We start from the raw sequence: 15,439 nt of genomic DNA, 5'->3' as shown, positions 1-15,439 counted from the left end.
ATGGCGGCGTTTCTTTGCGGACGGCCACCATGGTTGATTCTTACGACGACTCCCTCGATACGGGAGAAAAAAGCAAATCCCAGGTCAAACGCGAGCTGCATGCTCTGGTTGACCTTGGCGAGCGCCTCACGACGCTCAAGCCTGACCTGCTGGCAAAACTGCCCTTGACCGACGCCTTGCGCCGGGCCCTGGCCGATGCGCCCAAGCACACCGCGCACATCGCGCGTAAACGGCACCTTCAATTCATCGGCAAACTGATGCGCGATCAGGACACTGACGCCATTCTGGTTCTGCTCGATCAACTCGATGCCTCCACTCGCCAGTACAACGAGCGCTTCCATAACCTGGAACGCTGGCGCGATCGCCTGATTGCCGGTGATGACGCGGTTCTGGAAAAATTCGTAGTCGAATACCCGGACGCCGATCGCCAGCAGCTGCGCTCCCTGATTCGTCAGGCCCAGCACGAGGTTGCGCAAAACAAGCCTCCTGCTTCGAGCCGTAAAATCTTCAAGTACATCCGTGAGCTGGACGAGACTCAACGCGGTCTGCGTTAAATCTCGGACCGGGTGAATCGCCAGGCGATTCACCCGCAGCTCCTTCCCTTACGACCCCGTGCCACCCACGGTGATCGCATCAATCTTCAGCGTTGGCTGACCGACACCCACCGGCACCGACTGCCCATCCTTGCCACACGTGCCCACGCCACTGTCCAGCGACAGATCGTTGCCGACCATCGACACTTTGCTCATGGCTTCCGGACCGTTGCCGATCAGCGTCGCGCCCTTGACCGGCGCGGTGATTTTGCCGTCTTCGATCAGGTAGGCCTCGCTGGTGGAGAACACGAACTTGCCGCTGGTGATGTCCACCTGACCACCGCCGAGGTTGGCGCAGTAGATGCCCTTCTTGACCGAGGCGATGATTTCCGCCGGATCGCTTTCGCCGCCGAGCATGTAGGTATTGGTCATGCGCGGCATCGGCAAGTGCGCGTAGGATTCGCGACGGCCGTTACCGGTGCGGGCCACGCCCATCAGGCGCGCGTTGAGCTTGTCCTGCATGTAGCCCTTGAGCACGCCGTTTTCGATCAGCGTGGTGCACTCGGTCGGGGTGCCTTCGTCGTCGACGCTCAGGGAACCGCGACGACCGGCCAGTGTGCCGTCATCGACGATGGTGCACAGCTTGGACGCAACCATTTCGCCCATGCGCCCGCTGTAGGCCGAACTGCCCTTGCGGTTGAAGTCGCCTTCCAGGCCATGGCCGACCGCTTCGTGCAGCAGAACGCCCGACCAGCCGGAACCGAGAACCACCGGCAAGGTGCCGGCCGGCGCCGGAATGGCTTCGAGGTTGACCAACGCCTGACGCAGCGCTTCGCGGGCATAGCCCATGGCGCGGTCTTCGGCGAGGAAATAGCGGTAATCGGTACGACCGCCACCGCCGTGGCCACCACGTTCGCGACGGCCGTTCTGCTCGACGATCACGCTGACGTTGAAGCGCACCAGCGGCCGCACATCCGCCGCCAGACCGCCGTCGGTGGACGCCACCAGAATCCGCTCCCAGACGCCGGCCATGCTCACGGTGACTTGCTGGATGCGCGGATCAAGTGCGCGTGTGGCGGCATCGATGCGCTTGAGCAGCTCGACTTTCTCGGCGCGGGTCAGCACCTCCAGGGGATTGTCCGGCGCGTACAACTGCGCAACATCCTGGGTGCTGAACGCCTGGACGGTGCCGTTCTGACCGGCACGGGAAATCGAGCGCGCGGCACGGGCCGCTGCGCCCAAGGCTTCGAGGGTGATTGCATTGCTGTAGGCGAAACCGGTTTTTTCGCCGGACTGCGCGCGTACGCCGACGCCCTGGTCAAGGTTGAAACTGCCTTCCTTGACGATGCCGTCTTCCAGCGCCCAGGACTCGGAGATCTGCCCCTGGAAATACAGGTCGGCGGCATCGATACCCGGGCCGGCCAGGTCGCCGAGTACGCCTTGCAGGCTTTCGATGGTTACGCCACCAGGCGCCAGGAGGTGTTCACTGACTGAGGACAACAACTCGCTCATATGCTTTACGCCTTAAATTCGTCGTTCTGATGCAGGTCGCTGGGCGCCCTGCGAGAAAAAGCGCCGGTGACTGGACACCGGCATCCGCGCCCGGATGGACGCCTGTTCGCTGCTGTCGCGCTCGGCCAGCAGCACGGCCTCGCCTTGATCCTGTTGCGCCAGTACCCGGCCCCAGGGATCGACGATCGCCGCATGGCCAAAGGTTTCCCGCGGCCCCGGATGCGTCCCGCCCTGTGCGGCCGCGAGCACGTAGCACTGGGTCTCGATGGCCCGCGCGCGAATCAGCACATTCCAGTGCGCGGCGCCGGTCACGGCGGTAAAGGCCGACGGTGCGGTGATGATTTCCGCACCGGCGGCACGCAATTCGCTGTAGAGCTCGGGGAAGCGCAAGTCGTAGCAGACCGTCAGGCCCACTCGTCCGACCGGCGTGTCCGCCACTACCACCCCACTGCCATAAGCATAGTCATCGGATTCGCGATAACGCCCGCGATTGTCGGCAACGTCCACGTCGAACAGGTGCAGCTTGTCGTAGCGTGCGACCGTTTGCCCCTGATCATCGACCAGCAACGAGCAGGCATGGGATTTGCCCTCCGGCTGATCCGCAGGCGGCAAAGGCAAAGTGCCGGCGACTATCCATAACTTGAGGTCACGTGCGGCCTGTTTCAACCAGGGCAGGATCGGACCTTCGCCCAGCGCTTCGGCGCGGCCGATGTCGGCGACATCGCGACGGCCCATGGCGGCGAAGTTTTCCGGCAGCACCGCCAGCTTTGCGCCACCGGCCGCAGCCTGCTCGAGCAGCTGTCGAGCCTGGGCCAGGTTGGCCAGCACATCGCTCTGGCTGACCATTTGAATCACGGCTAAAGACATGACCTTTTCCTTGAGACGGGACCTGTAGGAGCGAGCATGCTCGCGATGGTCGTGAACGATAACGCTGGTAGCCTGATGCCCCGCGGTGCTTTGAAGTCCATCGCGAGCGTACTCGCTCCTACAGGGGGCGGTGGCGTCAGGGCCATGCTACTCCATAGGTCCGGGGATCGGGTTTTCAAAAAGGCTTGTCGAAGGTGATTTTCGGATCTTTCCACGGCCCTTTGACCGTGTATTTCACGCTGGCGAAACGGGACACGCGGTCGCCGATCAATTTGTCGATCAGGAACAACGCGCCACCGACCGCCGGTGCACCGACAAGCAATGCGGCGATCGGCAGGTTGTTGGTCACCGGCAAGGTCACCAGCAGTTTCGCGTCGATCTGATCGGCCACCATGTTCAGGGTGCCGTTGAGTTCGAGGGTGCTGGATGGGCCGGTCACGCGAATCGGTTCACGGGTGACGTATACGCCGTTGGTCGCTACCAGCAGGCCCTTGACCCGGTCGTAGCTCAGGCCTTTGCCGAACAGATCGGAGAAGTCCAGGCGCAGGCGGCGGCCAATGGAGTTGAAGTTGAGCAGGCCAAACACCCGCAGGGCCTGGGCACTGCCTTCGACCTCGACGAACTGGCCTTCATGGAGCGAGGCATCGAGCGTGCCCGAGAACCGTTTGGTCGCCAGCCAGGCCGGGGAGCCTGGCCAGTTTCCATCGACATCCATGTGAAAATCCTTACTGGTGACGCTCGGCGCAAAACCCCAGCCCTTGAGGACATCGGCAAGATTGTTGCCACTGATCCGCCCCTTGTACCAACTGCTGCTGGCTCCCGGTGTGCCCTCCCAGCCGCCATTACCCTGCAACGAAATGCCTTTGAGACCCAGGTTCAGCGAATTGAGGGCAATGCCCTTCGGCGTCGGACGCACTTTCAACGACCAGGCGCCCACGAGGTCGTTACCCTGGAACAACTGATTGATGGCGATATCCAGCGCGGGAATTTTGGTGGGATCCACCGACGCCAGCGGATCCGGGGAGTTCTCATCGGCCAGTACCGTCGGATCTGGCGCCGGCAGTCGCACGGTTTGCAGGTTGATCACGATCGGAGCGGCCTTCGCATCAGGAAGACTGGCATTACCCTTGACCTGCTGGCTGTCGAGTTGCAAGGCCCAGGCCGACGGTTTGCGCGTCAGCTGAACAGACGCCTGATCCAGCGTGGTGCCCATCGCCGTGAGCTTGTCGACCTTGAAATCGGCACCGCTGAGTAACTGCTTGGCACTGCCGCCGGGATCGTTGCCGGCATATTTGCTGACCAGATCCTGCCAGGGGCCGACGTCCAGTTCCGACAGCACGCCACGGATACGCAAGCCTTTGGCGCCGGGCAGCACAGCCTCGCCGTTGCCCAGGAACAACTCGCCACGGCCGTCAGCGAAATTGCCGGTCGGCGCGGCGAAGGTGAAGTTGGCCAGTTCGCCGTAATTCACCCAATAGCGTCGCTCCGGACCTTGGAGGGTCATGCGGAAGGTCGTGTCACGTCCGGCCTCAGCGGTCATGCCGAACGGTACTGGCAGATCAACCGCAACGCCCTTGAGATTGGAACTGACCATCAACTGGCTATCGGCACCGCCCAGGGTCAGTTGCAGTTGATAGTGGATAAGGCCGCTGACCGGCAGCGGTTGGGTGACGCTCAGCCAGTCGGTGAGTTTCTTCACTTCAACCTGACCCGAGGCAGTAACCCGGGTCTTGAGTTTTCCTGGACTGCCATCAGCGAAAATCTGCGCGCTCACCGGCCTGTCGAAGGCTCGAGCGGTGATGTTCTGCCCGCTCAGGCCCTTGTTGCTATCGAAGCGGAAATCGCCTTTGAGCTGAGACAGCTCCAGCGGAGGTTCAGGCAGTTTCAGGCGGGCCTTGGCGGTCTTGAAGTCGACCAGAATCTTCGGCTGCTCGCCCTTGGCCAGCGGAATATCCAGCTTCAACTTGCCCTGTAGCTCACCCTCGCCTTCCCAGCCGGCGAAGGTTTCAGCGGTGCCGATTGGCGCTTCCTTGAGGATTTTCAGGCCATCACCCAATCCGCCGGAGAATCCGCCGTCGAGGAACAGGCGAACGGTCTGTCCGTCCGGCACATGAGGAATATTGACGTAGACGTCGCTGACCCGGGTATCGAGTAATTGCCCCTTGCTGGCCAGGACCCGCACGCCACTGTCTTCGACGAACACATCGCCGGTCACCTTGCTGACATGGGGCCAGCCGGGCTGGAACGCCAGCTCGGCGTCATGAACTTTGAAAAACAGGCTGATGCTGCGCGACTCGGGCGTCGCGTCATGATTCAACGATCCTTGGTACTGGAAGAAGCCCTCGTCCACCGCGCCCTTGAGAATCGCTGTGCGCAACCATTCGTCAAGCGCCGGGCTCAGCACCGCCGGCAGGTACTTGGCGGTATAGCGCCCGTCACCGTCCACCATGCCGACCCGCAGGTCCATGTAGTCTTCCTGGGTGTGATCGAAATGCAGCCGAATCAGGAAGTCGCCGGCGATCTTGCCCTCCTCGCCCAGCACTTTCAGGTAGGGCGCAATCAGGGTGAAACCTTCCTTGTCGAGCTTCCAGGTCAGGCGCGCATTGGCCTGCAGGTAATTCCAGGGTTTGGCGAAAATCGGGTCCAGGTGCAGCATGAAATCCTTGGTATCCATGCGCAGTTCGCCATGGCCCAGATCGCCGCTGATGCTGCCCGTCACGTTTCGGGCCGCCGGCGCGCCGTGATAGGCGTCGAAACCCACCTGTTCGAGGTTGGCGGCGAAGCTGAATTTGCTGTCGTCGGTGGCATTGGGCCGAATGTCGACCAGCACATTGCGCAACCCGCCCTGGACTTTCAGGCGCTCGACCACCGTGGCAAAGCCTTCCGGCAAAGGCGCCAGGGCGTTGAGCAAGGGGGTAAGCGGCGTCAGGTCCAGACGATCGGCCTGCAGGTGCCAGAGCTCTTCGCCCTTGTCGCTGGCGACGGTCTGTTTGACTTGCAGACGGGATTCCCAGCGGGTTTTGCCAAGGCTCATCGCAAGGGAATCCAGGGTTACCAACATGCCTTCGTCGCTGCGCTGGAAATAGCCGTTCAGCGCCAGGTTATCGATCTTGACCGGCTTGCGGTCGGCATAGGCGCCCTTGAGTTGCGGTGCGTTCAGGCGCACCGCTGCACTTTGCAGCAAGCCTTTGCCCCAGCTCGCCCACAGTTCGCCGCCGGCCTTGATTTCGGAAAAATTCCATTGCTGACTGACGCGCTCGGGCAACCATTTCGACCAGTCGCTCTGTGGCAGGCTCAGGTAAACCTCGGCCTCGCCGTCCTTCCACTGACTGGCCCGGATGCGGGTGCGCAGGTTCATGGCCAATGGCTGGCCATCGGGCAGGGTCAGACGGGCGTCGAGGCGCTGGCGAGAGGCACCGGTTTTCAGATTCAGGCCAACGTAAGTCAGAGTCAGGGGTGATTCACCCCACGGCTGCAAGGTGACCTGGCTGTCGAGGACCGACAGTTGCTGGATCATTTGCATGCGATTGAGCAGTTGCTCCGGATCGAGGGGCTCGTCGTCCTTGACGACCGGCAGACCTTCGAGCGCCCACTCGCCGTCATCGCCCTCCTTGAGGCTGATCTTCAGGCCATTGAGCGCCAAGTGGGCAATACGGATTTCACGAGCCATCAGGCTGGCCCACAAGTCGGGTACTGCGCGCACATTCTCCAGATGCAGGGCATTGGCTCCCTCGCCCACCGTCACATCGTGAGCCGAGACGATCGGCGCGAAGCCGCTCCAGGTGCCTTTCAATTCGCCGATCTGCAGCGGCATGCCCAAGGCCTCTGTGGCCCGGGTTTCGACTTCGGTACGGTATTCGGCGACCAGCGGCGCCAATTCCCGACCAAGACTGACGTACAGCGCCATCAACACCAAAACCAACGCGCACAGGCCCAGACCCCAGCGGGTCAGTGCGGCCAAAATGCGTGTCAGACGCTCCATGTCAGTTGGCTCCCATGGCAAAAGTTTTGCAAAAAGCTGAGGCCAGCCGTGCAGGATAAGTGGTGACGCCGCGTATCAGAGCAGCACCACGTCGTATTGTTCCTGGGAATACATGGTTTCTACCTGAAACCGAATGGTGCGTCCGATGAAACCTTCAAGCTCGGCAACGTTGCCCGACTCTTCGTCGAGCAGGCGATCGACGACTTTCTGGTTCGCCAATACACGATAGCCTTCCGCCTGATAGGCGCGAGCTTCGCGGAGGATTTCGCGGAAAATTTCGTAGCAAATCGTCTCCGGCGTCTTCAGCTTGCCGCGCCCCTGACAGCTGGTGCATGGCTCGCAGAGGATCTGCTCGAGACTTTCGCGGGTGCGCTTGCGGGTCATCTGCACCAGGCCCAACTCGGTGATGCCGATGATGTTGGTCTTGGCGTGATCGCGCTCCAGCTGTTTCTCGAGGGTGCGCAGGACCTGGCGCTGATGCTCTTCATCTTCCATGTCGATGAAGTCGATGATGATGATCCCGCCCAGATTGCGCAGGCGCAGTTGGCGAGCGATGGCGGTGGCGGCCTCGAGGTTGGTCTTGAAGATGGTCTCTTCAAGATTGCGGTGACCGACGAATGCGCCGGTGTTGACGTCGATGGTGCTCATGGCTTCCGCCGGATCGACCACCAGGTAACCGCCGGACTTCAACGGGACTTTGCGCTCCAGGGCTTTCTGGATTTCGTCTTCGACGCCGTACAGGTCGAAGATTGGCCGCTCGCCGGGGTAGTGTTCCAGACGATCGGCGATTTCCGGCATCAGCTCGGCGACGAACTGCGTGGTTTTCTGGAAGGTTTCCCGCGAGTCGATGCGAATTTTCTCGATCTTCGGGCTCACCAGGTCGCGCAGGGTACGCAGTGCCAGGCCGAGATCTTCGTAGATCACGCTAGGCGCGCTGATGGTTTTGATCTGCTCGCTAATCTGGTCCCAGAGCCTGCGCAGGTAGCGGATGTCCATGAGGATTTCATCACCACCGGCACCTTCGGCCGCTGTGCGCAGGATAAAACCGCCGGCCTCCTTGATGCCTTCTTTGGCGACGCAATCGGTGACAACCTGTTTCAGGCGATCCCGCTCGGCTTCGTCTTCGATCTTCAGGGAAATGCCGACGTGTGAGGTGCGCGGCATGTACACCAGATAACGCGACGGAATCGACAACTGGGTCGTCAGGCGCGCGCCCTTGGAGCCGATCGGATCCTTGGTGACCTGCACCACCAAGCTCTGGCCTTCATGCACCAGCGCGCCAATGCTCTCCACCGCCGGACCTTCGCGCAGGGAAATCTCCGAAGCATGGATGAACGCCGCACGGTCCAGGCCGATATTGACAAAAGCCGCCTGCATCCCCGGCAAGACCCGGATGACTTTGCCTTTATAGATATTGCCGACGATGCCGCGTTTTTGCGTTCGTTCGACATGAACCTCTTGCAGCACACCGTTTTCGACCACCGCCACGCGTGATTCCATCGGCGTGATGTTGATCAGGATCTCTTCACTCATGGCAGGGTCTCGTTCAGGCATGTTCACGATAGTGGCCGCATCTGTTCAGCACGGCGCTCAGCGCGCGGCTGGGGTTTGCCAACAGGGTATGCCGAAATGGCCCAGCAGTTGCGCGGTTTCGCACAGCGGCAATCCAACCACCGCCGAGTAACTTCCATTGAGCGCGGCGACGAACACCGCGCCCAGGCCTTGAATCCCATAACCACCGGCCTTGTCCCGCGGCTCACCGCTGGCCCAGTAGGCTGCAGCCTCGTCACTGCCGATTTGCCGAAAAAGCACGTTGCTGGTGACGACCCGCGACTCGCAGCGGTCGCCATCGAGCACGGCAATGGCGGTCAGGACCTGGTGCTCTCGCCCGGACAATATCTTCAGCATGGCGCAAGCATCAGCTTCATCAACCGGTTTGCCGAGAATTTTGCCTTCGAGCACTACGGCGGTGTCGGCGCCCAGCACGCAGAACGGCGCATCGGACACCACGACATCGCGGCCGGCCGCAGCCTTGCCGCGCGCCAGACGTTCGACGTAGGCCGATGGGGATTCGTGATTCAGAGGGGTTTCATCGATGTCCGCACTGACGGCGGTGAACGGCACGCCGATCTGCGTGAGCAGTTCACGCCGACGTGGCGAGCCTGAGGCAAGGTAAAGCGATTTCATCAAGACATCTCCCTTGTCGAGGTGCGGGCAAATGCCTGACCGAATCAGTTGATTTTGTAGCGGCGACGCAATCCACGCAAACCGAAGCTGATCCATGGCCAGAGCAAGGCGCTGACCAGTGCCGGCAATACCAGCGCCAGCGTCGGCTGACGGTTGCCGGTCAGGGCGCTGAGCCAGAGTTGAACGAGCTGCGCCAGACCGAAGATCACCAGGATCACCAGACTCTGCTGCCACATCGGGAACATCCGCATGCGTTGTTGCAGCGCCAGCACCAGGTAGGTGATGAGGGTCAGGATCAATGCGTTCTGGCCCAGCAATGTGCCGTACAGCACATCTTCAGCCAGGCCCAGGCACCAGGCGGTGACCATGCCGATCTTCTGCGGCAGGGCCAGGGCCCAGAACGCCAGCAGCAGACCAAGCCACAGCGGCCGGAGGATTTCCATGAATTGCGGCAACGGCGAGACGCTGAGCAGCATGCCGATGGCGAAGGTCAGCCAGACGATCCAGCCGTTACGGGAGGCTTTGACACCGACCATTATTCTTCTCTCTCCGTGTGAGCCGGCGCAGAGACAGGCGGTTTGGCCGCAGGCTTGGCGGGTTGCGTTGCGGCAGGCTTGGCTGGCGGCTTGGACGCAGCGGAATGGGTCGCGGCAGGTTTTGCCGGCGTGGCCGCCGGGGCCGCTGCCGGTGCTGCAGGCGCCGCCGGAGTCGCCGGAGCAGCGGGTGCCGCCGCGGCAGCCGGAACCAGCGCGGGCTTCGGCATGCTCGCCGGCAACATCGGACCACCGCCCTGCGCATCCAGTGCTTCCTGGGCCTGCGCGGCGTCATTGGCGCGCTCTTCCGCGGTGCGACTGTCGCTGAACACCAACAGCAGGTAACGACTGCGGTTGAGCGCGGCAGTCGGTACGGCGCGGACGACGGCGAATGGCTGGCCGGTGTCGTGCAGCACTTCCTTGACCGTGGCCACCGGGTAACCCGCCGGGAAACGCTGACCCAGGCCGGAGCTGACCAGCAGATCGCCTTCCTTGATGTCGGCGGTGTCCGCCACGTGACGCAGTTCGAGACGTTCCGGGTTACCGGTACCGCTGGCAATCGCCCGCAGGCCATTGCGGTTGACCTGGACCGGAATGCTGTGGGTCGAGTCGGTCAGCAGCAGGACACGGGAGGTATAAGGCATCAGCTCGACCACCTGCCCCATCAGACCACGGGCATCGAGCACCGGCTGGCCGAGGACCACGCCATCACGCTCACCTTTGTTGATGATGATGCGATGGGTGAAGGGATTGGGGTCCATGCCGATCAATTCGGCCACTTCGACCTTTTCATTGACCAGAGCCGAAGAATTGAGCAATTCGCGCAGGCGAACGTTCTGCTCCGTCAGGGATGCGAGCTTTTGCATGCGCCCCTGCAACAGCAGGTTTTCGCTCTTGAGTTTTTCGTTTTCGGCGACGAGTTCGGTCCGGCTGCCAAACTGGCTGGCCACGCCTTCGAACAGCCGCTGCGGCAGGTCGGTGATCCAGTAGGACTGCATCAGCACCAGCGACATCTGGCTGCGCACCGGTTTGAGCAGCGTAAAGCGGGCATCGACCACCATCAGCGCGACCGATAGCACGACCAGCACCAACAAGCGCACGCCCAACGATGGACCCTTGGTGAAAAGCGGTTTAATAAGCCGCTCCTCCCAGGCAAATGTTCTCTTTATTCATACGGCTTCAAACCGGCCTGGATGAAAACTGACAGAAGATAAACGCGAACAGGCAGCACTGCAAAGTGCCGCCTGCGCGCTCAACAGCATAGAGGCAATCCGGCGACTTATTCGCTGGAGAGCAGATCCATGGTGTGTTTATCCATCATTTCCAATGCACGGCCACCGCCGCGAGCAACGCAGGTCAGCGGGTCTTCGGCGACGATCACCGGCAGACCGGTTTCCTGGGCCAGCAACTTGTCGAGGTCACGCAGCAAGGCGCCACCACCGGTCAGGACCAGACCACGCTCGGCGATATCGGAAGCCAGTTCCGGAGGCGATTGCTCCAGAGCGCTCTTCACGGCCTGAACGATGGTGGCCAGGGACTCTTGCAGAGCTTCCAGCACTTCGTTGGAGTTCAGGGTGAATGCGCGTGGAACACCTTCGGCCAGGTTACGGCCGCGGACGTCGACTTCACGGACTTCGCCGCCCGGGTAGGCAGTACCGATTTCCTGCTTGATGCGCTCGGCGGTGGATTCGCCGATCAGGCTGCCGTAGTTGCGACGCACGTAGGTGATGATCGCTTCGTCGAAGCGGTCGCCGCCGACGCGTACGGATTCGGCGTAAACCACACCGTTCAGGGAGATCAGGGCGATTTCGGTGGTACCACCACCGATGTCCACGACCATCGAACCGCGGGCTTCTTCAACCGGCAGGCCGGCACCGATGGCAGCAGCCATTGGCTCTTCGATCAGGAATACTTCGCGGGCACCGGCACCAAGGGCCGATTCACGGATGGCGCGACGCTCGACCTGGGTGGATTTGCACGGAACGCAGATCAACACGCGAGGGCTAGGCTGCAGGAAGCTGTTTTCATGAACCTTGTTGATGAAATATTGCAGCATCTTTTCGCAGACGCTGAAGTCGGCGATCACGCCGTCCTTCATCGGACGAATGGCAGCAATATTGCCTGGAGTACGGCCCAGCATGCGCTTGGCTTCGGTGCCGACAGCGACGACACTTTTCTGATTACCGTGTGTCCGAATGGCCACAACCGATGGCTCATTCAGGACGATACCGCGCTCGCGCACGTAAATAAGGGTGTTGGCAGTGCCCAGGTCAATGGAAAGATCGCTGGAAAACATGCCACGCAGTTTCTTGAACATGGGAAAGGGACCCTAGGCAACGCGTGGGTAAAAAAGTGCGGCAAACTCTAACAACGACAGGGATTTTGGGCAAGGCGCCAATATGTTAAATTGGCCGCTTTTCTGCGCACCAAGCCCCACAATCGCGGCCTTATGACCGTAGAAGTGCGGATGTGTTCCGACAAACTAACACACGGACGGTGTCCGTTTTGTTTTCCACTGGAGAACCCCAATGGCTCTAGAACGCTCCGACGTGGAAAAAATCGCTCATCTGGCCTGCCTTGGCCTTAATGAAGCCGATCTTCCAAGCGTCACTTCGGCCCTCAACAGCATTCTCGGACTGGTCGACGAAATGCAGGCCGTCAATACCGATGGTATCGAACCGCTGGCCCACCCACTGGAAGCCAGCCAGCGCCTGCGTGCGGACGTCGTGACCGAGACCAATAATCGCGAGGCCTACCAGTCCATCGCGCCAGCGGTCGAAAACGGCCTGTACCTGGTTCCGAAAGTCATCGACTAAAGGGAAAGAGCCTGCAATGCATCAATTGACTCTGGCCGAGATCGCCCGCGGTCTCGCCGACAAGAAGTTTTCCTCCGAAGAGCTGACCAAAGCCCTGCTGGCGCGCATCGCCCAGCTCGATCCTCAGCTCAACAGCTTCATCAGCCTCACCGAAGAGCTGGCCCTCAGTCAGGCGAAAGCCGCTGACGCGCGCCGGGCCAACGGTGAGAACGGCGCCCTGCTCGGCGCGCCTATCGCCCACAAAGACCTGTTCTGCACCCAAGGCATCCGCACCAGCTGCGGCTCGAAGATGCTCGACAACTTCAAGGCGCCCTACGACGCCACCGTGGTCGCCAAGCTGGCCGCTGCCGGGGCCGTGACCCTGGGCAAGACCAACATGGACGAATTCGCCATGGGTTCGGCCAACGAGTCGAGCTACTACGGCGCGGTGAAGAACCCGTGGAACCTGGAGCACGTACCGGGCGGTTCGTCCGGCGGCTCGGCAGCGGCAGTTGCCGCTCGTCTGCTTCCAGCTGCTACCGGCACCGACACCGGCGGCTCCATTCGTCAGCCCGCTGCGCTGACCAACCTCACCGGCCTGAAACCGACGTACGGTCGAGTTTCCCGTTGGGGCATGATCGCCTATGCCTCCAGTCTCGATCAGGGCGGCCCGTTGGCACGCACGGCCGAAGACTGCGCAATTTTGTTGCAAGGTATGGCCGGCTTCGATCCGAATGACTCCACCAGCATCGACGAGCCCGTGCCGGACTACAGCACCAGCCTCAACGGCTCGCTGAAGGGCCTGCGCATCGGCGTGCCGAAAGAGTATTTCGGCGCCGGTCTCGACCCGCGCATCGCCGAGCTGATCCACAACAGCGTCAAGGAGCTGGAAAAGCTCGGCGCCGTGGTCAAGGAAATCAGCCTGCCGAACATGCAGCACGCGATTCCTGCGTACTACGTGATCGCTCCGGCAGAAGCCTCCTCCAACTTGTCGCGTTTCGACGGCGTGCGCTTCGGCCATCGCTGCGAGAGCCCGGTCAACCTGGAAGACCTGTACAAGCGCTCCCGTGGCGAAGGCTTCGGCGCGGAAGTACAGCGCCGGATCATGGTCGGCGCCTACGCGCTGTCCGCCGGTTACTACGATGCTTATTACCTGAAGGCGCAGAAGATCCGTCGCCTGATCAAGAACGACTTCATGGCTGCCTTTAATGAAGTCGACATCATCCTCGGCCCAACCACGCCGAACCCGGCCTGGAAGCTCGGCGCCAAGAACAGCGACCCGGTCGCTGCGTACCTGGAAGACGTCTACACCATCACCGCCAACCTCGCGGGTCTGCCGGGCTTGTCCATGCCTGCCGGTTTCGTTGATGGTCTGCCGGTCGGCGTGCAACTGCTCGCCCCGTATTTCCAGGAAGGCCGCTTGCTCAACGTTGCGCACCAGTACCAGCTGAACACTGACTGGCACACCCGCACCCCAACCGGCTTCTGAGGAGAAACACATGCAATGGGAAGTCGTGATCGGGCTGGAGATTCACACCCAGCTCACCACCCGGTCGAAAATCTTTTCCGGTAGTTCCACCACCTTCGGTTCCGAGCCGAACACCCAGGCCAGCCTGATCGACCTGGGCATGCCTGGCGTATTGCCGGTGCTGAACCAGGAAGCGGTGCGCATGGCGACGATGTTCGGCCTGGCGATCGATGCCGAGATTGGCCAGCACAACGTGTTCGCCCGCAAGAACTACTTCTACCCGGACTTGCCGAAGGGCTATCAGATCAGCCAGATGGAATTGCCGATCGTCGGCAAAGGCCACCTGGACATCGCCCTGGAAGACGGCACAGTCAAGCGCGTCGGCATCACCCGTGCGCACCTGGAAGAAGACGCCGGCAAGAGCCTGCACGAGGAATTCGGCGGCGCCACCGGCATCGACCTGAACCGTGCCGGCACGCCGCTGCTGGAAATCGTTTCCGAGCCTGACATGCGCAGCGCCAAGGAAGCCGTGGCCTACGTCAAGGCGATCCACGCGCTGGTGCGTTACTTGGGCATCTGCGACGGCAACATGGCCGAAGGCTCGCTGCGTTGCGACTGCAACGTGTCGATCCGCCCGAAAGGCCAGGTCGAATTCGGCACCCGCTGCGAGATCAAGAACGTCAACTCGTTCCGCTTCATCGAGAAGGCGATCAATAGCGAAATCCAGCGTCAGATCGAACTGATCGAAGACGGTGGCAAGGTGATCCAGCAGACTCGCCTGTACGATCCGAACAAGGACGAAACCCGTCCGATGCGCAGTAAAGAGGAAGCCAACGACTATCGTTACTTCCCCGATCCGGACCTGCTGCCGGTGGTCATCGAAGATTCCTTCCTGGATGAAGTGCGCGCCACCCTGCCGGAATTGCCGCCGCAGAAACGCGAGCGTTTCCAGGCGCAGTTCGGTCTGTCGGTCTACGACGCCAGCGTGCTGGCCACCAGCCGCGAGCAAGCGGACTACTTCGAGAAAGTCGCAAGCATCGGCGGCGATGCCAAGCTGGCGGCCAACTGGGTGATGGTCGAGTTGGGCAGCCTGCTCAACAAGCAAGGCCTGGATATCGAAGAGTCGCCGGTTTCGGCCGAGCAACTGGGTGGCATGCTGCTGCGCATCAAGGACAACACCATCTCCGGCAAGATCGCCAAGGTCGTGTTCGAAGCCATGGCCAACGGCGAAGGCAACGCTGACGAGATCATCGACAAGCGTGGCCTGAAGCAAGTGACCGATACCGGCGCCATCTCCGCCGTGCTGGACGAAATGCTCGCGGCCAACGCCGAGCAGGTCGAACAATACCGAGCGGCAGACGAGGCCAAACGCGGCAAGATGTTCGGCTTCTTCGTCGGCCAGGCCATGAAAGCCTCCAAAGGCAAGGCCAACCCGCAGCAAGTGAACGAATTGCTCAAAAGCAAGCTCGAAGGCTGACAAAGATGGAGCCAGTTTTCAAACCTGGCTCAAAACCTTGTAGGAGCGGGCTTGCTCGCGAAAGCGATCTGTCAGTCAACAGAGA

Annotated in this window: 12 protein-coding genes; 4 read left to right on the top strand and 8 right to left on the bottom strand. The window is 61.4% G+C overall.

The genetic code is table 11. From position 1 onward, the window contains the following. Nucleotides 1-29: 29 nt before the first annotated feature. Nucleotides 30-554 carry a ribosome biogenesis factor YjgA gene (yjgA, locus tag ACW9JE_RS08700; RefSeq protein WP_224538626.1) on the top strand — a complete coding sequence of 175 codons (525 nt, stop codon included), beginning with the start codon at nt 30-32 and terminating at the stop codon, nt 552-554. 48 nt (nt 555-602) lie between these two features. Here the strand turns inward: yjgA and tldD are convergent, their stop codons facing one another. The 8 genes from tldD to mreB all read right to left on the bottom strand — a co-directional run bounded on the left by tldD (nt 603) and on the right by mreB (nt 11,931). Beyond that, on the bottom strand, nt 603-2,045 hold the full coding sequence (gene tldD, locus ACW9JE_RS08695; protein WP_457432520.1) for a metalloprotease TldD: 1,443 nt from the start codon (nt 2,043-2,045) through the stop codon (nt 603-605). Nucleotides 2,046-2,057: 12 nt separating this feature from the next. Beyond that, the gene (locus ACW9JE_RS08690) at nt 2,058-2,912 is read right to left on the bottom strand and encodes a carbon-nitrogen hydrolase family protein (protein WP_457432519.1); all 855 of its coding nucleotides are present in this window, start codon (nt 2,910-2,912) and stop codon (nt 2,058-2,060) included. 175 nt (nt 2,913-3,087) lie between these two features. Then, nucleotides 3,088-6,894 (bottom strand): YhdP family protein, encoded by a 3,807-nt coding sequence (locus ACW9JE_RS08685; protein WP_457432518.1) that lies wholly within the window; start codon nt 6,892-6,894, stop codon nt 3,088-3,090. Between the two features lie 75 nt (nt 6,895-6,969). Then, on the bottom strand, nt 6,970-8,427 hold the full coding sequence (gene rng / locus ACW9JE_RS08680) for a ribonuclease G (protein WP_224538618.1): 1,458 nt from the start codon (nt 8,425-8,427) through the stop codon (nt 6,970-6,972). A 57-nt stretch (nt 8,428-8,484) separates the two neighbouring features. Further along, nucleotides 8,485-9,081 (bottom strand): Maf family protein, encoded by a 597-nt coding sequence (locus tag ACW9JE_RS08675; RefSeq protein WP_457432517.1) that lies wholly within the window; start codon nt 9,079-9,081, stop codon nt 8,485-8,487. A gap of 44 nt (nt 9,082-9,125) precedes the next feature. Further along, complete coding sequence (mreD, locus tag ACW9JE_RS08670; RefSeq protein ID WP_175375923.1) at nt 9,126-9,617, bottom strand: rod shape-determining protein MreD; 492 nt, start codon at nt 9,615-9,617, stop codon at nt 9,126-9,128. Continuing rightward, nucleotides 9,617-10,750 (bottom strand): rod shape-determining protein MreC, encoded by a 1,134-nt coding sequence (gene mreC / locus ACW9JE_RS08665; RefSeq protein ID WP_457432532.1) that lies wholly within the window; start codon nt 10,748-10,750, stop codon nt 9,617-9,619. The genes mreD and mreC overlap by 1 nt, the downstream gene beginning before the upstream one ends. A gap of 143 nt (nt 10,751-10,893) precedes the next feature. Next, on the bottom strand, nt 10,894-11,931 hold the full coding sequence (gene mreB / locus ACW9JE_RS08660) for a rod shape-determining protein MreB (RefSeq protein WP_002555108.1): 1,038 nt from the start codon (nt 11,929-11,931) through the stop codon (nt 10,894-10,896). Nucleotides 11,932-12,142: 211 nt separating this feature from the next. Here mreB and gatC point away from each other — a divergent pair, with 211 nt between their 5' ends. The 3 genes from gatC to gatB are packed head-to-tail and all read left to right on the top strand — an operon-like array spanning nt 12,143 to nt 15,354. After that, nucleotides 12,143-12,430 (top strand): Asp-tRNA(Asn)/Glu-tRNA(Gln) amidotransferase subunit GatC, encoded by a 288-nt coding sequence (gene gatC / locus ACW9JE_RS08655; protein WP_457432516.1) that lies wholly within the window; start codon nt 12,143-12,145, stop codon nt 12,428-12,430. 16 nt (nt 12,431-12,446) lie between these two features. Then, nucleotides 12,447-13,898 (top strand): Asp-tRNA(Asn)/Glu-tRNA(Gln) amidotransferase subunit GatA, encoded by a 1,452-nt coding sequence (gene gatA / locus ACW9JE_RS08650; protein WP_457432515.1) that lies wholly within the window; start codon nt 12,447-12,449, stop codon nt 13,896-13,898. Nucleotides 13,899-13,908: 10 nt separating this feature from the next. Beyond that, the gene (gatB, locus tag ACW9JE_RS08645; protein WP_457432514.1) at nt 13,909-15,354 is read left to right on the top strand and encodes an Asp-tRNA(Asn)/Glu-tRNA(Gln) amidotransferase subunit GatB; all 1,446 of its coding nucleotides are present in this window, start codon (nt 13,909-13,911) and stop codon (nt 15,352-15,354) included. Nucleotides 15,355-15,439: the final 85 nt, after the last annotated feature.

The sequence above is a fragment of the Pseudomonas sp. SDO55104_S430 genome (assembly GCF_054070595.1).
The sequence above is the reverse complement of the archived record's forward strand: the minus strand, read 5'-3'. Positions and strand labels throughout refer to the sequence as shown.

Excerpts from the sequence above, each read along its gene's own strand:
- yjgA (WP_224538626.1), top strand. The coding sequence starts at position 30 with ATGGTTGATTCTTACGACGACTCCCTCGATACGGGAGAAAAAAGCAAA.
- tldD (WP_457432520.1), bottom strand. The coding sequence starts at position 2,045 with ATGAGCGAGTTGTTGTCCTCAGTCAGTGAACACCTCCTGGCGCCTGGT.
- ACW9JE_RS08690 (WP_457432519.1), bottom strand. The coding sequence starts at position 2,912 with ATGTCTTTAGCCGTGATTCAAATGGTCAGCCAGAGCGATGTGCTGGCC.
- ACW9JE_RS08685 (WP_457432518.1), bottom strand. The coding sequence starts at position 6,894 with ATGGAGCGTCTGACACGCATTTTGGCCGCACTGACCCGCTGGGGTCTG.
- rng (WP_224538618.1), bottom strand. The coding sequence starts at position 8,427 with ATGAGTGAAGAGATCCTGATCAACATCACGCCGATGGAATCACGCGTG.
- ACW9JE_RS08675 (WP_457432517.1), bottom strand. The coding sequence starts at position 9,081 with ATGAAATCGCTTTACCTTGCCTCAGGCTCGCCACGTCGGCGTGAACTG.
- mreD (WP_175375923.1), bottom strand. The coding sequence starts at position 9,617 with ATGGTCGGTGTCAAAGCCTCCCGTAACGGCTGGATCGTCTGGCTGACC.
- mreB (WP_002555108.1), bottom strand. The coding sequence starts at position 11,931 with ATGTTCAAGAAACTGCGTGGCATGTTTTCCAGCGATCTTTCCATTGAC.
- gatC (WP_457432516.1), top strand. The coding sequence starts at position 12,143 with ATGGCTCTAGAACGCTCCGACGTGGAAAAAATCGCTCATCTGGCCTGC.
- gatA (WP_457432515.1), top strand. The coding sequence starts at position 12,447 with ATGCATCAATTGACTCTGGCCGAGATCGCCCGCGGTCTCGCCGACAAG.
- gatB (WP_457432514.1), top strand. The coding sequence starts at position 13,909 with ATGCAATGGGAAGTCGTGATCGGGCTGGAGATTCACACCCAGCTCACC.